The following is a 17549-nucleotide window of genomic DNA, read 5'->3' on the forward strand; positions in this document are numbered from 1 at the left end:
AACCGCCTCCGGGCGGTTTTTTTGTGCCTGTAATATCTCTCCTGAATTAATTCTGTATTTATATTTCCTCTTCAAATATATATTTTAATTTTTCCGAAAAATAATCACCGTGTCTTAATATATTCCTATTTATACGGATAGTGAGCTTTATCTCTGTATTCTTGGCCTGTTTGCCATTTTATTGCCGGATATGGCAATAAATAAAAGGTTTCCCTCTGGGTGTAAAATTACACTGCGCTCGACATAAATTCTTATTTGCCATTTCAACAGCGATGGCTTTCAGGGTGTATTTACTTTGAGGGAAAAAGGATGAAACTGAAGCAACTTTTATTCGTGCTTCCATTACTATCGTGCGCGGCGCAGGCGGGATATGTTGATTACCGACACGAGTATTACGACGATGGACGTAACTATGACCGTGTGTACATGTCACACCGTTTCGGGACGGGCTTTGGTGTGGCCGTAGAGGCCGTCTCACGCTCAGACGAAAAGCAATCTAATGATGCGCTCAATAATATGGAGAGTAACAGCAACGAATATACTGCCAGCTACCAGTTTACCTGGCAGGGATTTATCTGGCAGCCGGGTGTCGCGGTTGAAATGGGTGACGACATGGCTATTTATAAACCCTATTTACGCGTACAGTATAATATTAATGAAAGCTGGTGGACGGCGTTCCGTTATCGTACCGAATATACCCGCCGTAATGCAGACGGCAAAGATGACAGACTGGTATATCGCCCGGAAATGTGGCTGGGATATAATATTGATAACTGGATGTTTGAGCTGAACGGAATTTATAAATTCGCCGACAACGAAGATCTGTATAACAACAAAAAAGAGGATTACGAATATAACTTCCGCGTGGCGTATAACATCGATTCGTGGGTGCCATTCGTGGAGGTGGGTAATGTCTCTTCCGGCTATAACACTGCTACCACTGACGACCGACAAACGCGTCTGCGTGTCGGCTTAGGTTACAACTTCTGAGAAACCATCCCGCTGAGCACCCTCAGCGGGACCGCATCGCTGTTAGTATTCCCAGGTCTCCGGGTCGATACCCAGTTCACGCATGATCACCTTCGCCTCTTCCGGGATTTCGTCACTGCGTTCTTTACGCAGATCGTCATCGTTCGGCAACGGTTGGCCGGTAAACGCATGCAGGAACGCTTCGCACAGCAGTTCGCTGTTGGTGGCGTGACGCAGGTTGTTCACCTGACGACGCGTACGTTCATCGGTGAGGATCTTCAACACCTTCAGAGGAATGGACACCGTGATTTTCTTGACTTGCTCACTCTTCTTACCGTGCTCAGCGTATGGGCTGATATATTCGCCGCTCCATTCAGCCATGAGATACCTTTAATCCTCTCAGTCATTAATCTAAAGGTGCAAAACCCGTAACCATCAGTTTTGAACCGTAATCTTGCGTAGTTTACCGTAGAGACGATACCGAGGCACGGATATTGCCGCTGTAGCGTGTCCTAAAGCATATAATTTTAACGGCTATTTGCGCATAGCTCAATCTATACGCAAAGAAGTTTAGATGTCCAGATGTATTGACGTCCATACTTTCAATGTTTACTCTGGTGCCTGACTTTTCACCTCATTCGCCAGGAAGCCTCACCATGACGCGTAAACAGGCCACCATCGCAGTGCGTAGCGGATTGAATGATGACGAGCAGTACGGCTGCGTTGTCCCGCCAATTCATCTCTCCAGTACCTATAATTTCACCGGATTTAATGAACCTCGCGCGCATGACTACTCGCGTCGCGGCAATCCTACGCGCGACGTCACCCAGCGAGCGCTGGCGGAACTGGAAGGCGGCGCAGGGGCGGTATTAACCAATACCGGCATGTCTGCCATTCACCTGGTAACCACGGTGTTCCTGAAACCTGGCGATCTGCTGGTGGCACCACACGACTGTTACGGCGGCAGCTATCGTCTGTTTGATAGCCTGGCGAAACGTGGCTGCTACCGTGTGCTGTTTGTCGATCAAAACGACGAACAGGCGCTGAAACAGGCGCTTGCCGAGCAGCCGAAGCTGGTTCTGGTGGAAAGTCCAAGCAATCCATTGTTGCGCGTAGTCGATATTGCGAAAATTTGTCAGCTCGCAAGGGATGCGGGAGCGATAAGTGTAGTGGATAATACGTTCCTCAGTCCGGCCCTTCAGAACCCACTGGCACTGGGTGCCGATCTGGTGTTGCATTCATGCACGAAATATCTGAACGGCCATTCTGACGTGGTGGCGGGCGTGGTGATTGCCAAAGATCCCGACGTTGTCACCGAACTGGCATGGTGGGCCAATAACATTGGCGTCACCGCGGGCGCGTTCGACAGCTATTTGCTGCTGCGCGGTATTCGCACGCTATCACCGCGTATGGACGTGGCGCAGCGTAATGCCCAGGCGATCGTGGATTTCCTGAAAAACCAGCCGCTGGTGAAAAAGCTTTATCACCCGTCGCTGCCGGAAAACCAGGGGCACGAGATTGCCGCGCGCCAACAGAAAGGATTTGGCGCGATGTTAAGTTTTGAACTGGACGGTGACGAGCAAACGCTGCGTCGCTTCCTGAGCGGGTTGTCATTGTTTACGCTGGCGGAATCCTTAGGGGGAGTAGAAAGCTTGATCTCCCACGCCGCAACCATGACGCACGCAGGTATGGCACCCGAAGCACGTGCCGCCGCCGGGATTTCCGAGACGCTGCTACGTATCTCGACCGGTATTGAAGATTCTGAAGATTTAATTGCCGATCTGGAAAATGGCTTCCGGGTCGCAGCCAAGGGGTAATCATGAGTGTGATAGCGCAGGCAGGGGCGAAGGGTCGTCAGCTGCACAAGTTTGGTGGTAGTAGTCTTGCTGATGTGAAATGTTACCTGCGTGTCGCAGGGATCATGACCGAGTATTCACAGCCGGGGGACATGATGGTTGTCTCTGCGGCAGGCAGCACCACCAACCAGTTGATTAGCTGGCTGAAACTGAGCCAGACCGATCGCCTCTCTGCGCATCAGGTGCAACAGTCCTTACGTCGTTACCAGAGCGAACTGATTGCCGGTTTGCTGCCTGCGGACGTGGCGGACGGGCTGATTAGCGCTTTTACGCACGACCTTGAGCGTCTGGCCGCTCTGCTGGACAGCGGCATTACCGATGCGGTGTATGCCGAAGTGGTTGGCCACGGTGAAGTGTGGTCTGCGCGCCTGATGGCCGCCGTGCTGCAACACCTGGGTGTGGAAGCCGCCTGGCTCGACGCGCGTGATTTCCTGCGTGCCGAACGTGCCGCGCAGCCGCAGGTGGACGAAGGGTTGTCCTACCCGCTGCTGCAACAGCTGCTGGTGCAACATCCCGGTAAACGTATTGTCGTCACCGGCTTTATCAGCCGCAGCAATGCCGGCGAAACCGTTCTGCTGGGCCGTAACGGCTCTGACTACTCGGCAACACAGATTGGTGCCCTGGCGGGCGTGTCCCGCGTCACCATCTGGAGCGACGTGGCCGGTGTCTACAGCGCGGACCCGCGCAAAGTGAAAGATGCCTGCCTGCTGCCGCTGCTGCGTCTCGACGAAGCGAGCGAGCTGGCGCGTCTGGCGGCCCCGGTGCTGCACGCGCGCACGCTACAGCCGGTTTCCGGCAGCGACATCGACCTGCAACTACGCTGTAGCTACACGCCGGATCAGGGTTCCACCCGCATCGAGCGCGTGCTGGCATCCGGTACGGGCGCGCGCATTGTCACCAGCCACGATGACATCTGCCTGATTGAGTTCCAGGTGCCTGCGGGCCAGGATTTCAAACTGGCGCACAAAGATATCGACACCATCCTGAAACGTGCTCAGGTGCGTCCGCTGGCCGTTGGCGTGCATAACGATCGCCAGCTGTTGCAGTTCTGCTATACCGCCGAAGTGGTGGACAGCGCCCTGAAAATTCTGGATGAAGCGGGCCTGCCGGGCGAGCTTCGCCTGCGTCAGGGGCTGGCGCTGGTGGCGATGGTAGGCGCGGGCGTCACCCGTAACCCGCTGCACTGCCACCGCTTCTGGCAGCAGCTGAAAGGCCAGCCGGTGGAGTTCACCTGGCAATCAGAAGAGGGCATCAGCCTGGTTGCCGTTCTGCGTAAAGGGCCAACCGAAAGCCTGATTCAGGGCCTGCATACCTCCCTGTTCCGTGCGGAAAAACGCATCGGCCTGGTGCTGTTTGGTAAAGGCAACATCGGTTCCCGCTGGCTGGAGCTGTTCGCCCGCGAACAGGTCACGCTCTCGGCGCGTACCGGGTTCGAATTCATTCTCGCAGGCGTGGTGGACAGCCGCCGCAGCCTGCTGAACTACGAAGGGCTGGATGCCAGCCGCGCGCTGGCCTTCTTTAATGATGAAGCCGTCGAGCAAGATGAAGAGTCGCTGTTCCTGTGGATGCGTGCGCACCCGTATGACGATCTGGTAGTGCTGGATGTGACCGCCAGCGAGCAGCTGGCCGATCAGTATCTGGATTTCGCCAGCCACGGGTTCCACGTCATCAGCGCCAACAAGCTGGCGGGCGCGAGCAGCACTGATAAATATCGCCAGATCCACGACGCGTTCGAAAAAACGGGTCGTCACTGGCTGTATAACGCCACTGTTGGCGCAGGTCTGCCGGTTAACCATACCGTGCGCGATCTGATTGAAAGCGGCGACAGCATTCTGGCGCTGAGCGGGATCTTCTCCGGCACGCTCTCCTGGCTGTTCCTGCAATTTGACGGCACCGTGCCGTTCACCGACCTGGTGGATCAGGCGTGGCAGCAGGGTTTAACCGAGCCGGATCCGCGCGTTGACCTTGCCGGTAAAGACGTGATGCGCAAGCTGGTGATCCTGGCGCGTGAAGCCGGCTACGACATTGAGCCGGGTCAGGTACGCGTTGAGTCGCTGGTGCCTGCGGGCTGCGAGGAAGGGTCCGTCGATCACTTCTTCGAGAACGGCGACGAGCTGAACGAGCAGATGGTGCAACGTCTGGAAGCAGCTAACGAGATGGGGCTGGTGCTGCGTTACGTGGCGCGCTTCGAGGCGAACGGTAAAGCGCGCGTGGGCGTGGAGGCGGTGCGTCCTGAACATCCGCTGGCGGCGCTCCTGCCATGCGACAACGTCTTCGCCATCGAAAGCCGCTGGTACCGCGATAACCCGCTGGTGATCCGTGGCCCGGGCGCGGGGCGCGATGTCACCGCCGGAGCCATTCAGTCCGACATTAATCGTCTGGCTAAGCTGCTGTAACGTCTGCATTTCCCTCTCCCTGTGGGAGAGGGTCGGGGTGAGGGTATCAGACCGCACTCACCCCCATCATGAATGCCCTTCATCTTCCCTGAACAAACCTCACCGTTAATGTTGATTATTTCTGTTGACGTCATCCCGCTTTTCCGTCATTTTTACATCTGGACGTCTAAACGTATAGAAGTTCACAACACAACAGACAATGACACGCGATTGATAGGGGTAGGGTATGAGCTTTTTTCACGCCAACCAGCGGGAAGCACTGAACCAGAGCCTGGCCGAAGTAAACGGCCAGATTAACGTCTCTTTTGAATTTTTCCCGCCGCGCACCAGTGAAATGGAGCAAACCCTGTGGAGCTCTATCGATCGCCTGAGCAGCCTCAAGCCGAAGTTCGTCTCCGTGACCTACGGCGCCAACTCCGGTGAGCGTGACCGCACGCACAGCATCATTAAGGGCATTAAAGACCGAACCGGTCTGGAAGCGGCGCCGCACCTGACCTGTATCGACGCCACCCGTGATGAACTGCGCGCCATTGCCCAGGACTACTGGAATAACGGCATTCGCCACATTGTGGCCCTGCGCGGCGACCTCCCGCCAGGCAGCGGTAAGCCAGAGATGTTTGCCGCCGATCTGGTCGGCCTGCTGAAAGACGTTGCCGACTTTGATATCTCCGTGGCCGCCTACCCTGAAGTTCACCCGGAAGCCAAAAGTGCCCAGGCGGATCTGCTCAACCTGAAGCGTAAAGTGGAGGCTGGTGCTAACCGTGCGATTACTCAGTTCTTCTTTGACGTTGAAAGCTACCTGCGCTTTCGTGACCGCTGCGTCTCGGCAGGTATTGATGTCGAAATCATCCCTGGTATTCTGCCGGTCTCGAACTTCAAACAGGCGAAGAAATTCGCGGATATGACCAACGTGCGCATTCCGCTGTGGATGTCCAAAATGTATGAAGGGCTGGACGACGACCCGGAAACCCGCAAGCTGGTGGGAGCCAATATCGCGATGGACATGGTGAAGATTTTAAGCCGCGAAGGGGTGAAAGATTTCCATTTCTATACCCTGAATCGCGCGGAAATGAGCTATGCCATTTGCCATACGCTCGGTGTTCGCCCGGCGCTGTAAAGTAAAAAGCCCTCATAAAACGAGGGCTTTTTAATCGAACAGAGAGTTAAAAGGTATTAGCTATCGAATCTGTGGATTAATTCAACTATCTCTTATCGCTAGTGGTGTATATCGTAACGGTAACACTGTAAAGGGAGCATAGCGATGAGCATGTCAGACGAGACCAATAACGCGGCATCCGCCGGCAAATGTCCGTTCCACCAGGGCGGCGTCGATCACAGCGCGGGTGCAGGTACCGGCAGCAAAGATTGGTGGCCTAAACAACTCCGCATCGATCTTCTAAACCAACATTCCAACCGTTCGAACCCGCTGGGTGAAGACTTCGACTACCGCAAAGAATTCAGCAAGCTCGACTATTCCGCCCTTAAGGGCGATCTCAAAGCCCTTTTAACTGACTCACAACCGTGGTGGCCTGCCGACTGGGGAAGCTATGCGGGCCTGTTTATTCGTATGGCCTGGCACGGTGCGGGTACCTATCGCTCCGTTGACGGTCGCGGCGGCGCGGGGCGCGGCCAGCAACGTTTTGCGCCGCTGAACTCCTGGCCTGATAACGTCAGCCTGGATAAGGCTCGCCGTCTGCTGTGGCCAGTTAAGCAAAAATACGGACAAAAAATCTCCTGGGCCGACCTGTTTATCCTCGCGGGTAACGTGGCGCTGGAGAACTCCGGCTTCCGCACTTTTGGTTTCGGTGCCGGGCGTGAAGACGTCTGGGAACCGGATCTGGACGTGAACTGGGGCGATGAAAAAGCCTGGCTGACCCACCGTGACCCGGAAGCGCTGGCGAAGCGCCCGCTTGCGGCCACTGAAATGGGCCTGATTTACGTTAACCCCGAAGGGCCAAACGCCAGCGGTGAACCGCTGTCTGCGGCGGCGGCGATCCGCGCTACCTTTGGCAATATGGGCATGAACGACGAAGAGACCGTCGCGCTGATTGCAGGCGGCCATACGCTCGGTAAAACGCACGGCGCAGGCGAAGCCACGCATGTGGGCACTGACCCGGAAGCGTCGCCGATTGAAGCGCAGGGTCTGGGCTGGGCCAGCACGCACGGCACCGGTATTGGCGCTGACGCCATCACCTCCGGGCTGGAAGTTATCTGGTCTCAAACCCCGACCCAGTGGAGCAACTACTTCTTCGAGAACCTGTTCAAATACGAATGGGTGCAGACGCGTAGCCCGGCGGGCGCCATTCAGTTTGAAGCCGTGGATGCGCCAGAAATTATGCCTGACCCGTTTGACCCGTCGAAAAAACGCAAGCCAACCATGCTGGTCACCGACCTGACGCTGCGTTTTGATCCGGAATTCGAGAAAATTTCCCGTCGCTTCCTGAACGATCCGCAGGCCTTCAACGAAGCCTTTGCGCGCGCGTGGTTCAAGCTGACCCATCGCGATATGGGGCCAAAAGCGCGGTACATTGGCCCGGAAGTGCCGAAAGAAGATTTGATTTGGCAGGATCCGCTGCCTCAGCCGGTGTTCCATCCGACGCAGGAAGATATTGAAAGCCTGAAAGCGGAAATCGCGGCCTCTGGTCTCTCCGTGAGCGAGCTGGTTTCCGTGGCCTGGGCGTCGGCATCGACCTTCCGCGGCGGCGACAAGCGTGGCGGCGCTAACGGCGCGCGTCTGGCGCTGGCGCCTCAGCGCGACTGGGATGTGAACGCCGCGGCGGTACGGGCGTTACCGGCTCTGGAAGCTATTCAGCGCACCACTAATAAAGCCTCACTGGCCGATATCATCGTGCTGGCAGGTGTTGTGGGCGTTGAGCAGGCGGCGAAAGCGGCAGGCGTTTACGTCAACGTACCGTTTACCCCAGGCCGCGTAGATGCGCGTCAGGACCAGACGGACATCGAGATGTTTAACCTGCTCGAACCGGTTGCCGACGGTTTCCGCAACTACCGTGCGCAGGTGGATGTGTCCACCACCGAGTCGCTGCTGATCGACAAAGCCCAGCAGCTGACCCTGACCGCGCCGGAACTGACGGTGCTAATCGGCGGTCTGCGCGTACTGGGTGCAAACTTCGATGGCAGCAAGAATGGCGTGTTTACCAACCGCGAGGGCGTGCTGAGCAACGACTTCTTCGTTAATCTGCTGGATATGAACACCCAGTGGAAAGCGACCGATGACTCAAACGAGCTGTTTGCCGGTAGCGATCGCGCCAGCGGGGAAGTGAAATACACCGCCACCCGCGCCGATCTGGTCTTCGGTTCAAACGCCGTCCTGCGTGCGCTGGCCGAAGTTTACGCCAGCAGTGATGCACACGAGAAGTTCGTCCGTGATTTTGTTGCCGCGTGGGCGCGAGTGATGGATTTGGACCGGTTTGACGTGAAGTAACCCATGTGCCGGGTGGCGGCTACGCCTTACCCGGCCTACAAATTAAAGTGCCATGTAGGCCGGGTAAGCGCAGCGCCACCCGGCTTTTTTCGTTACTCCCACTCCTGCAAGAATCGCTGTCCATACTGGTCGGCCACCAGCAGCGCCGCATAGACCTGATCCGGCGTGACGCCGCCAGGCATGTTGTGAATGGTTTCACCTTCGGCGCAGGACGCTTCCGCGATCAGCCGCATTTTGGCCGGAATATCCTCTTTGATGTTCAGCTGCGCCAGGGTGATCGGCAGCCCAACGCTGTGGCAAAGCGCGGCGACGGTCTCAATTTCTTCTACCGGCGCATTTTCCAGCACCAGCTGTGTCAGCGTGCCGAACGCGACTTTTTCACCATGGTAAAAATGATGCGCATCCGGCACCGCCGTCATGCCGTTGTGAATGGCATGCGCCGCCGCCAGCCCGCCGCTTTCAAAGCCCACCCCGCTGAGATAGGTGTTGGCTTCGATAATGCGTTCCAGCGCCGGTGTGACCACGTGCTGCTCTGCCGCCAGCATCGCTTTCTCGCCCTCTTCAACCAGCGTGTTGTAGCACAGCTCTGCCAGCGCTAACGCTGCCTGCGTGCACTTGCCACCCGCCATGGTCGTGGCGCCGCTGCGCGAACAGGCGCGCGCTTCAAACCAGGTTGCCAGTGCATCGCCAATCCCGGCGGCCAGCAGGCGCGCAGGTGCGCCTGCCACCACTTTGGTATCGACAATCACCATGTTCGGGTTGTGCGGCAGCATCAGGTAGCGATCGAACTCACCGCTGTCGGTATAAATCACGGAGAGGGCGCTGCACGGCGCATCGGTGGAGGCAATGGTCGGGGCAATGGCCACCGGCACGTCCATAAAGTGGGCCAGCGCTTTGGCGGTATCCAGCGTTTTTCCGCCGCCGATACCCAGCACCGCCAGGCAGTCGGCGCTGTCGGCCAGCTTTTTCAGGCGATCGATTTCATTTTGCGAACATTCGCCACCAAACGGTGCGATTTCGGCATGGAGTCCGGCTTTTTTAAAACTCTGACGCAGGGTTTCTTCAGCAAAACCCAGCACAAATTTATCGCCCACCACCAGCCAGCGATTCGCCAGCGGCTTCAGGTAGTCGCCGAGGCGAGTAAGAACATCTGCGCCCTGGATGTATTTTCCCGGGGATTGAATGACACGGTCCATAACATTACTCCCTTAGTGTTTGAGGTAAATTCTGTCCTGTTCGAACTGCACTAAGAGTGACTCTACTCCCGGCGTGCCGGTCATTTGTTGCGCTACGTCTAAGGGAAACGTGATTGCCTTACCGGTGGCAAAGATTGAGGGGGAGATCAGGGAAGGGGGAAGATCGAGAAGTGCCCGGCAAGCGTAGCGCTGCCGGGCACTGAGCATTAACCGGTGTTACGCATACCTGCCGCAACGCCTGCTATCGTTACCATCAGCGCCTGTTCAACGCGTGGATCCGGCTCTTTACCTTCCTCTTCCGCCAGACGCGAACGGTGCAGCAGTTCAGCCTGTAAAACGTTCAGCGGGTCGGTGTAGATGTTACGCAGCTGGATAGACTCGGCGATCCACGGCAGGTCTTCCATCAGGTGGGAGTCATTGGCGATATCCAGCACCACTTTGATGTCGCCTTCCAGCAGTTCGCGCAGCTCTTTGCCCAGCGCCCACAGCTCCGGCTTCACCAGGCGCTGATCGTAGTATTCCGCCAGCCACAGGTCGGCCTTCGAGAAGACCATCTCCAGCATTCCCAGACGGGTAGAGAAGAATGGCCAGCCGCGGCACATGGTTTCCAGTTCGCTCTGCTTACCGTCTTCCACCACTTTTTGCAGCGCCGCACCGGCACCCAGCCAGGCTGGCAGCATTAAGCGGTTTTGCGTCCAGGCGAAGATCCATGGAATGGCGCGCAGGGATTCAACGCCGCCGGTCGGACGACGCTTGGCCGGGCGCGAACCCAGCGGCAGTTTACCCAGCTCCTGTTCAGGCGTGGCCGAGCGGAAGTAAGGGACAAAGTCTTTGTTTTCACGCACGTAGCCGCGGTACAGATCGCAGGAGATGTCAGACAGTTCGTCCATAATCCGGCACCAGGATTCTTTTGGCTCCGGCGGCGGCAGCAGGTTGGCTTCGAGGATCGCGCTGGTATAAAGCGACAGGCTGCTGATGGTCACTTCCGGCAGGCCGTACTTGAAGCGGATCATCTCGCCCTGCTCGGTCACGCGCAGGCCGCCTTTCAGGCTTCCTGGTGGTTGAGAGAGCAGCGCCGCGTGTGCAGGCGCACCGCCACGACCAATTGAGCCACCGCGTCCGTGGAACAGGGTCAGCTCGATACCGGCTTTCTCACAGGTTTTGATCAGTGCATCCTGTGCCTGATACTGCGCCCAGGAGGCTGCCATCACCCCCGCATCTTTCGCGGAGTCGGAATAGCCGATCATCACCATCTGTTTGCCCTGAATAAAGCCGCGATACCAGTCGATGTTCAGCAGCTGGGTCATCACGTCGTTAGCGTTGTTCAGGTCGTCGAGAGTCTCAAATAGCGGTGCTACCGGCAGAGCATAGTCAATGCCCGCTTCTTTCAGCAGAAGGTGAACGCCCAGCACGTCGGACGGGGTCTTCGCCATGGAGATCACGTAGGCGGCCACAGATCCTTTCGGCGCATCTACAATCGCTTTACAGGTGTTGAGCACTTCGCGGGTGTCATTGCTTGGCTCCCAGTTGCGCGGCAGCAGCGGGCGCTTGGAGTTCAGCTCGCGGATCAGGAACGCCTGTTTGTCGGCTTCTGACCAGCTTTCGTAGTCGCCAATGCCGAGGTAGCGGGTCAGCTCGCCCAGCGCTTCGGTATGACGGGTACTTTCCTGACGAACGTCGATACGCACCAGCGGCACGCCGAAACACTTCACGCGGCGCAGGGTGTCGAGCAGTTCGCCGTTGGCAATGATGCCCATCCCACAAGCCTGGAGCGATTTATAGCAGGCGTATAGAGGCTCCCAGAGCTGTTCGTTCTGGCTCAGCAGACCTTCCGGCTTCGGCAGGCGCTGGCCTTTCAGGCGCGCTTCCAGCCAGGCCTGAGTGGCCATCAGCTGACCGCGCAGCTTTTTCATCAGGAAGCGGTACGGCTCGCTGGCGCCTTCTTCACCGGCCAGCGCGCGCAGTTCCGGCGTCGCTTCCACCATCGACAGCTCGGAGATCAGTACCTGGATATCTTTCAGGAACAGGTCGGTCGCTTTCCAGCGGCTCAGCAGCAGGACGTGACGGGTGATTTCCGCCGTCACGTTCGGGTTGCCGTCGCGGTCGCCGCCCATCCAGGAGGTGAAGCGAACCGGCACAAAGTCGACCGGCAGGCGATAGCCCAGATTTTCTTCCAGCTGTTCGTTCAGCTCGCGCAGGTAGTTGGGTACCCCTTCCCACAGGCTGTTTTCCACCACCGCAAAGCCCCACTTGGCTTCGTCGACCGGGCTTGGGCGATGCTTACGAATTTCATCGGTGTGCCAGGACTGGGCAATCAGCTGGCGCAGGCGGCGCATAAGCTGGTTACGTTCGTAGTCGGCGATGTCTTTGTTATCCAACTGCTTCAGACAGTTGTTCACTTCCACCATTTTGTGGATCAGCGTACGACGGGTGATTTCGGTTGGGTGTGCGGTCAGCACCAGCTCCAGCGAAAGGGATTCCACCGCTTTTTTGATGGTCGCTTCGTTGAGGTCGGGCTGGTCTTTGAGTTTACGAAGGGTGCGGGCAATGACTTCCGGGTTGCTGGCCGCTTCGCCTTTTGGCGAAATGCTGTGGTATTGCTCAGCGGTGTTTGCCAGGTTTAGGAACTGGCTGAAGGCGCGGGCAACGGGCAGCAGCTCATCGTTGGAGAGGTTCTGCAAGGTGGTAAGCAGCTCCTGACGGTTGGCCTCATTACCGGCGCGGGAAGATTTGGACAGCTTGCGGATGGTTTCAACGCGGTCGAGGATGTTCTCCCCCAGTGCGTCTTTGATGGTATCTCCAAGCACTTTGCCGAGCATACTGACATTACTACGCAACGCGGAATATTGTTCGTTCATAAAAACCCAGTCACCCCATCATTTTTGTTTATGCCCAGGCGAAAATCTTCTGGACATTATTTTGTCATCTCCCTTTATAAAGCCACGTAAAACCCCCGTCGTCAATTGCTGCGAAAACGGTTCAGCAGACGAATAAATGCGGGCAATTTACGAAATTTAATTCGCATTGCGTCAGATAAGAGATGCTTATGGAAATGTGACGGTGATCATGCGATTTGTTGCCCTCACCCTAACCCTCTCCCACAGGGAGAGGGGACTTTTCGGTGCGGTTTTAATGCCAGCAGAAGTGATGCACAACCTGGGTAATGAGTTCGCGGGTGGGCTTGATGAAGCGGGTTTCGAGATATTCGTCCGGCTGGTGTGCCTGGTTGATGGAGCCAGGGCCCAGAACCAGCGTCGGGCACAGCGTCTGAATAAACGGCGCTTCGGTGCAGTAGTTCACCACGTCGGTTTTCTCGCCGAGCAGTTTTTCCACTACCTGAACCAGCTGATGGTCAGGCGGGCATTCGTAGCCTGGAATCGGCGGATGCAGTTCGGAGACCGTCAGACGGCCCGGCCAGCGCTCGCTGACCGGTGCCAGCGCTTCGTTCAGTAAGCCATCCAGATCGCTCAGCGTCATACCCGGCAGAGGACGGATATCCATATGCAGTTCGCAGCAGGCGCAGATACGGTTGGACGCATCACCGCCGTGCAGGCTGCCGAGGTTAAGCGTTGGGTAAGGCACGGTGAACGCCTCGTAGTGATAGCGCTCTTTCAGATCGTCGCGCAGGGTCATGATGCGGCCAATCGCGTCATGCATCAGCTCAATGGCGTTCACGCCGCGCGCCGGATCGCTGGAGTGGCCAGACTGGCCCAGTACGCGCACCGCGGTAGAAATATGGCCTTTGTGCGCCCGAATCGGTTGCAGAGAGGTTGGTTCGCCGATGATCGCGCAGTCAGGACGAATCGATGTGTTTTCAGAGAAATAACGTGCGCCCGCCATGCTGGTCTCTTCATCGGCGGTCGCCAGAATGTAGAGCGGTTTTTTCAGCTTCGTCACGTCCACGTCACGCAGCGCGTCGAGGATAAAGGCGAAGAAGCCTTTCATGTCGGCGGTGCCCAGACCATAAAGCTTGTTGTCATGCTCGGTCAGCGTGAACGGATCGCGCGTCCAGCGGCCATCATCAAACGGCACGGTGTCAGTGTGCCCAGCCAGCAGCAGGCCGCCCGCGCCATGTCCGGTACTGGCGAGCAGGTTAAATTTGTGGCGTGTTCCGGGGACGGGCTGAACCTCAACGTTAAACCCAAGATCGCTAAACCAACCCGCCAGCAGATTGATTAAAGACTCATTGCTCTGATCCAGGGCTTCTTCCGTCGCGCTGATGGAGGGTGTGGCGATCAGGGCGCGGTAAATCTCGATAAATGGCGGTAAGTTCATTTTCATTGTTGACACACCTTAGGTCGTGATAGTATCAATATTCATGCAATAAATGTGAATAAAAATACATTAACGTTGAGCATAAAGGAACCCGATGTTGAATACGCTGATTGTAGGCGCTAGCGGTTATGCGGGCGCAGAGCTTGTAAGCTACGTAAATCGCCACCCTCATATGACCATAACCGCTTTGACCGTGTCAGCGCAAAGCAATGATGCCGGAAAGTTAATTTCCGATTTGCATCCACAACTTAAGGGCGTGGTTGATTTGCCTTTGCAGCCCATGTCTGACATCAGCGAGTTTACCGACGGCGTTGACGTGGTGTTTTTAGCCACCGCACACGAGGTCAGTCACGACCTGGCGCCGCAGTTCCTGGCAGCCGGATGCGTGGTGTTCGATCTCTCCGGCGCGTTCCGCGTTAACGACGGCGCGTTCTACGAAAAATATTACGGTTTCACCCACCAGCATCCGGATCTGCTTGAAAAAGCGGTGTACGGCCTGGCGGAGTGGAGCGCAGATAAACTGAAAGAAGCGAACCTGATTGCCGTTCCGGGATGCTACCCGACGGCGGCGCAGCTTTCCCTGAAGCCGCTGATCGACGCCGGGTTGCTGGATCTGAACCAGTGGCCGGTGATCAACGCCACCAGTGGCGTGAGCGGCGCCGGGCGCAAAGCGGCAATCTCCAACAGCTTCTGCGAAGTGAGCCTTCAGCCGTATGGCGTGTTTAACCACCGTCATCATCCTGAAATCACGACGCATCTGGGCGCGGACGTCATTTTCACCCCGCATCTGGGCAGCTTCCCGCGCGGGATCCTCGAAACCATTACCTGCCGCCTGAAGCCGGGTGTGACCAAAGAACAGGTGAACGAGGTCTTCACGCAGGCGTATGCGGATAAACCGCTGGTGCGCCTGTACGACAAAGGCGTGCCGGCGCTGAAAAATGTGGTCGGCCTGCCGTTCTGCGATATCGGCTTTGCCGTGCAGGGTGAGCATCTCATCGTGGTGGCAGCAGAAGATAACCTACTCAAAGGCGCTGCCGCACAGGCAATGCAGTGTGCAAATATTCGTTTCGGCTTCCCTGAAACGCAGGCTCTTATTTAAGGTGTGATGATGAACCCATTAATTATCAAACTCGGTGGTGTACTGCTGGACAGCGAAGAAGCGCTGGAGCGCCTGTTTAACGCACTGGTGAACTATCGTGAATCACACCAACGTCCGCTGGTGATTGTGCACGGCGGCGGCTGTGTGGTGGATGAGCTGATGAAAGGGCTCAACCTGCCGGTGAAAAAGAAAAATGGCCTGCGCGTGACGCCTGCCGACCAGATTGACATCATTACCGGCGCGCTGGCGGGCACAGCGAACAAAACGCTGCTGGCGTGGGCGAAGAAACACCATATCGCCTCCGTTGGCCTCTGTCTGGGCGATGGCGATAGCGTGAAAGTGACCCAGCTCGACGAAGAGCTTGGCCATGTTGGACTGGCGCAGCCGGGTTCGCCTAAGCTGATTAACACCCTGCTGGAAGGCGGTTTCCTGCCGGTGGTAAGCTCAATCGGCGTGACCGAAGAGGGCGAGCTGATGAACGTTAACGCTGACCAGGCGGCAACCGCGCTGGCGGCCACGCTGGGCGCAGACCTGATCTTGCTCTCCGACGTGAGCGGCATACTGGACGGCAAAGGCCAGCGTATTGCGGAAATGACCGCCGCAAAAGCCGAGCAGCTGATCGATCAAGGCATTATCACCGACGGCATGATTGTTAAAGTGAATGCGGCGCTGGATGCGGCCCGCACGTTGGGTCGCCCGGTGGATATCGCCTCCTGGCGGCACGCGGAGCAACTCCCGGCGCTGTTTAACGGTACGCCGATTGGTACGCGTATTCTGGCTTAAGTTTCTGTGCCGGATGGCGCTTTGCTTATCCGGCCTACGTGAATTTTGTAGGCCCGGTAAGCGCAGCGCCACCGGGCAAAAATATCATCATTAAGGAAATTCGTTATGGCACTTTGGGGTGGGCGTTTTACACAGGCAGCGGATCAGCGGTTCAAACAGTTCAACGACTCTTTGCGCTTCGACTACCGCCTGGCCGAACAGGATATTGTCGGCTCTGTGGCCTGGTCCAAAGCGCTGGTGACCGTTGGCGTGCTGACCGCAGACGAACAGCAGCAGCTGGAAGAGGCGCTGAACAATCTGCTGGAAGAGGTGCGTCTGGATCCGCAGCAAATCCTCCAGAGCGATGCTGAAGATATTCACAGCTGGGTGGAAGGCAAACTGATCGACAAAGTCGGCCAGTTGGGTAAAAAGCTCCATACCGGGCGTAGCCGTAATGACCAGGTGGCGACCGACCTGAAGCTGTGGTGCAAAGAGACCGTCGGCGAACTGCTGGCGGCGAATCGTCAGTTGCAGGGCGCGCTGGTGGACACCGCGCAGAACAATCAGGACGCGGTGATGCCGGGTTATACCCACCTGCAACGCGCGCAGCCGGTGACGTTCGCGCACTGGTGTCTGGCCTATGTTGAGATGCTGGCGCGTGATGAGAGCCGTTTACAGGATACCTTAAAGCGTCTGGACGTGAGCCCGCTGGGCAGCGGCGCGCTTGCCGGCACGGCTTATGAAATTGACCGTGAGCAGCTGGCAGGCTGGCTGGGCTTTGCCTCCGCCACCCGCAATAGTCTGGACAGCGTCTCTGACCGTGACCACGTGCTGGAACTGCTCTCAAATGCGTCTATCGGGATGGTGCACCTGTCGCGCTTTGCCGAAGACCTGATCTTCTTTAACTCTGGCGAAGCCGGGTTTGTGGAGCTGTCCGACCGTGTGACGTCCGGCTCCTCCCTGATGCCGCAGAAGAAAAACCCGGACGCGCTGGAGCTGATCCGCGGGAAATGTGGCCGCGTGCAGGGTGCGCTGACCGGTATGATGATGACTCTGAAAGGGCTGCCGCTGGCGTACAACAAAGACATGCAGGAAGACAAAGAGGGGCTGTTCGACGCGCTCGACACCTGGCTGGACTGTCTGCATATGGGCGCGCTGGTGCTGGACGGCATTCAGGTGAAACGTCCGCGCTGCCAGGAAGCGGCGCAGCAGGGGTATGCTAACTCTACCGAGCTGGCGGACTACCTGGTGGCGAAAGGCGTACCGTTCCGCGAGGCACACCATATTGTGGGTGAAGCGGTAGTGGAAGCGATTCGTCAGGGTAAAGCCCTTGAAGAGCTGGCGCTTGCCGACCTGCAAAAATTCAGCGCGGTTATCGGGGATGATGTCTACCCGATTCTGGCCCTGCAATCCTGCCTGGATAAGCGTGCAGCGAAAGGCGGCGTGTCACCGAAGCAGGTAGCGCAGGCGATTGCGGATGCGAAAAACCGGTTGGTTTAAACCGTGCGGGCTGGTGCCCTCACCCCGGCCCTCTCCCACTGGGAGAGGGAGAAA

12 protein-coding genes are annotated in these 17549 nt (G+C 57.2%); 8 read left to right on the forward strand and 4 right to left on the reverse strand.

The window, feature by feature from the left end; genetic code table 11:
• Positions 1–309 precede the first annotated feature (309 nt).
• A complete protein-coding gene (locus CU081_RS04560; protein ID WP_022652056.1) occupies positions 310–990 on the forward strand; it encodes an oligogalacturonate-specific porin KdgM family protein in 681 nt (226 codons plus the stop codon).
• 42 nt (positions 991–1032) lie between these two features.
• Here CU081_RS04560 and metJ read toward each other — a convergent pair whose 3' ends face one another.
• The gene (metJ, locus tag CU081_RS04565) at positions 1033–1350 is read right to left on the reverse strand and encodes a met regulon transcriptional regulator MetJ (protein ID WP_003862042.1); all 318 of its coding nucleotides are present in this window, start codon (positions 1348–1350) and stop codon (positions 1033–1035) included.
• Positions 1351–1625: 275 nt separating this feature from the next.
• Here metJ and metB point away from each other — a divergent pair, with 275 nt between their 5' ends.
• From metB to katG, 4 genes are all read left to right on the forward strand, one after another.
• Positions 1626–2786, forward strand: a complete 1161-nt coding sequence (metB, locus tag CU081_RS04570) for a cystathionine gamma-synthase (RefSeq protein WP_003862043.1) — start codon at positions 1626–1628, stop codon at positions 2784–2786.
• 2 nt (positions 2787–2788) lie between these two features.
• Positions 2789–5221: a bifunctional aspartate kinase/homoserine dehydrogenase II gene (locus tag CU081_RS04575; protein WP_003862044.1), complete on the forward strand. Its 2433-nt coding sequence runs from the start codon at positions 2789–2791 to the stop codon at positions 5219–5221.
• A 226-nt stretch (positions 5222–5447) separates the two neighbouring features.
• A complete protein-coding gene (gene metF, locus CU081_RS04580; protein WP_003862045.1) occupies positions 5448–6338 on the forward strand; it encodes a methylenetetrahydrofolate reductase in 891 nt (296 codons plus the stop codon).
• Positions 6339–6482: 144 nt separating this feature from the next.
• Positions 6483–8663: a catalase/peroxidase HPI gene (gene katG / locus CU081_RS04585; RefSeq protein ID WP_003862046.1), complete on the forward strand. Its 2181-nt coding sequence runs from the start codon at positions 6483–6485 to the stop codon at positions 8661–8663.
• 92 nt (positions 8664–8755) lie between these two features.
• On the opposite strand, the gene gldA is transcribed toward katG, so the two are convergent.
• The 3 genes from gldA to argE form a co-directional block, all read right to left on the reverse strand.
• Complete coding sequence (gene gldA / locus CU081_RS04590; protein WP_003862047.1) at positions 8756–9859, reverse strand: bifunctional L-1,2-propanediol dehydrogenase/glycerol dehydrogenase; 1104 nt, start codon at positions 9857–9859, stop codon at positions 8756–8758.
• A gap of 206 nt (positions 9860–10065) precedes the next feature.
• On the reverse strand, positions 10066–12717 hold the full coding sequence (ppc, locus tag CU081_RS04600) for a phosphoenolpyruvate carboxylase (RefSeq protein ID WP_003862049.1): 2652 nt from the start codon (positions 12715–12717) through the stop codon (positions 10066–10068).
• A gap of 271 nt (positions 12718–12988) precedes the next feature.
• Positions 12989–14140: an acetylornithine deacetylase gene (argE, locus tag CU081_RS04605; RefSeq protein WP_003862050.1), complete on the reverse strand. Its 1152-nt coding sequence runs from the start codon at positions 14138–14140 to the stop codon at positions 12989–12991.
• Positions 14141–14228: 88 nt separating this feature from the next.
• On the opposite strand from argE, the gene argC reads away from it, so the two are divergent.
• The 3 genes from argC (at position 14229) to argH (ending at position 17495) form a co-directional block, all read left to right on the forward strand.
• Positions 14229–15233, forward strand: coding sequence for an N-acetyl-gamma-glutamyl-phosphate reductase (gene argC, locus CU081_RS04610; RefSeq protein ID WP_022652055.1), 1005 nt, complete (start codon positions 14229–14231; stop codon positions 15231–15233).
• A 6-nt stretch (positions 15234–15239) separates the two neighbouring features.
• Positions 15240–16016: an acetylglutamate kinase gene (gene argB / locus CU081_RS04615; RefSeq protein WP_086527949.1), complete on the forward strand. Its 777-nt coding sequence runs from the start codon at positions 15240–15242 to the stop codon at positions 16014–16016.
• Between the two features lie 105 nt (positions 16017–16121).
• Positions 16122–17495 carry an argininosuccinate lyase gene (argH, locus tag CU081_RS04620; RefSeq protein ID WP_003862053.1) on the forward strand — a complete coding sequence of 458 codons (1374 nt, stop codon included), beginning with the start codon at positions 16122–16124 and terminating at the stop codon, positions 17493–17495.
• The last annotated feature ends 54 nt before the right edge of the window (positions 17496–17549 follow it).

Origin of the sequence: Enterobacter sp. CRENT-193 (assembly GCF_002787395.1) — a bacterium.
GTDB lineage: Bacteria > Pseudomonadota > Gammaproteobacteria > Enterobacterales > Enterobacteriaceae > Enterobacter > Enterobacter hormaechei_C.

Coding starts and splice junctions, on each gene's coding strand:
- argH (WP_003862053.1), top strand. CDS start 16,122: ATGGCACTTTGGGGTGGGCGTTTTACACAGGCAGCGGATCAGCGGTTC.
- katG (WP_003862046.1), top strand. CDS start 6,483: ATGAGCATGTCAGACGAGACCAATAACGCGGCATCCGCCGGCAAATGT.
- ppc (WP_003862049.1), bottom strand. CDS start 12,717: ATGAACGAACAATATTCCGCGTTGCGTAGTAATGTCAGTATGCTCGGC.
- metJ (WP_003862042.1), bottom strand. CDS start 1,350: ATGGCTGAATGGAGCGGCGAATATATCAGCCCATACGCTGAGCACGGT.
- argC (WP_022652055.1), top strand. CDS start 14,229: ATGTTGAATACGCTGATTGTAGGCGCTAGCGGTTATGCGGGCGCAGAG.
- argE (WP_003862050.1), bottom strand. CDS start 14,140: ATGAAAATGAACTTACCGCCATTTATCGAGATTTACCGCGCCCTGATC.
- metB (WP_003862043.1), top strand. CDS start 1,626: ATGACGCGTAAACAGGCCACCATCGCAGTGCGTAGCGGATTGAATGAT.
- CU081_RS04560 (WP_022652056.1), top strand. CDS start 310: ATGAAACTGAAGCAACTTTTATTCGTGCTTCCATTACTATCGTGCGCG.
- CU081_RS04575 (WP_003862044.1), top strand. CDS start 2,789: ATGAGTGTGATAGCGCAGGCAGGGGCGAAGGGTCGTCAGCTGCACAAG.
- metF (WP_003862045.1), top strand. CDS start 5,448: ATGAGCTTTTTTCACGCCAACCAGCGGGAAGCACTGAACCAGAGCCTG.
- gldA (WP_003862047.1), bottom strand. CDS start 9,859: ATGGACCGTGTCATTCAATCCCCGGGAAAATACATCCAGGGCGCAGAT.
- argB (WP_086527949.1), top strand. CDS start 15,240: ATGATGAACCCATTAATTATCAAACTCGGTGGTGTACTGCTGGACAGC.